Raw genomic sequence first — 1015 nt, 5'->3', positions numbered from 1 at the left:
ACATTTAAAGTGAGTGGGCTTTAATACCATTCGGGGATTAGGCGACCACCAGAGCACGGGTTGGTTGTCTGAGTACCATGGAAAAATTCCCATCTGATAGGCGCGTTCCAGTTGCCCTGGATAAATTCGCTCACTGACTGCAATTAAACCTGGCACTGTTGGATCAGGGTCTGGGCAATTCAGTGGATTCGGAAATTCATCCTGAGACCCTAGCCAGTTGATATTGCTCATAAACTTGCTGCGTCTAGATCTTTTCTGTTGGAAGAATATCTCTACTGCGCACGCTAAACTCTTTACTTGTATCAAACACCCCCGCAGCACGATCAGCAAAGAACCACTCTAGAGTCTGCTTGACTGTTGGAAAGGCGATATCACTCCAGGGGATATCTTTTTCATCAAATAGTGCAACCTCTAGACTTTCTTCTCCAGCATGAAAGTCTGGTGAACTCATGGTGGCGAGATAAAAAAGATGTACTTGCTCTGCATGCGGCACATTGAGCAGTGAATAAAGTGGGCCAATTTGAACAATCGCGCCAGCCTCCTCTTGTGTCTCTCGGGCTGCACCGGTTGTAGTGCTTTCTCCTAGCTCCATAAAGCCAGCTGGCAGGGTCCAAAAGCCATGTCTTGGTTCAATTGCGCGACGACACAATAAAATTTGATCGCGATAGACTGGAATAGAGCCCACTACATTGCGGGGGTTGAAATAATGAATGACGCCGCAAGAGTCGCATACATGACGCTCCCGTGAATCATCTGCAGGAATCTTGATGCTAATTGGTGATGCGCATTGAGAGCAAAACTTCATGCAGGCTTTCTAAAAATGGGCGGAAATATGACCGCGTAAGGCGTTGCTAAGCATAATCTCTTTTGCATTGAGAACATCCTCAATAGTCAGGTTAGCTTCATGGGCATTCCATTCTGGATTATTTAAGATGATTGATCTCATCACTCCTGGAAGAAGACCTGAAGAGACTGGGGGTGTAAGCCAGCGACTTCCTGACTTAATAAAAATACT

The 1015-nt window shown here is 46.0% G+C and carries 2 protein-coding genes and 1 pseudogene; all 3 read right to left on the bottom strand.

Annotation, left to right across the window (positions count from 1 at the left end):
• A pseudogene (locus tag B7X71_RS17810) lies at positions 1 to 153 on the bottom strand (leucyl/phenylalanyl-tRNA--protein transferase); the annotation flags it as partial.
• A gap of 91 nt (positions 154 to 244) precedes the next feature.
• Entirely contained in the window at positions 245 to 805 is a 561-nt protein-coding gene (locus B7X71_RS17805; RefSeq protein WP_293598108.1) for an NUDIX hydrolase, read from the bottom strand.
• 9 nt (positions 806 to 814) lie between these two features.
• Positions 815 to 1015: aminotransferase class IV (locus B7X71_RS17800; protein WP_293601719.1), on the bottom strand; the 201-nt coding region annotated here is incomplete at its 5' end.

This window comes from Polynucleobacter sp. 39-46-10 (assembly GCF_002282275.1).
The sequence above is the reverse complement of the archived record's forward strand: the minus strand, read 5'-3'. Positions and strand labels throughout refer to the sequence as shown.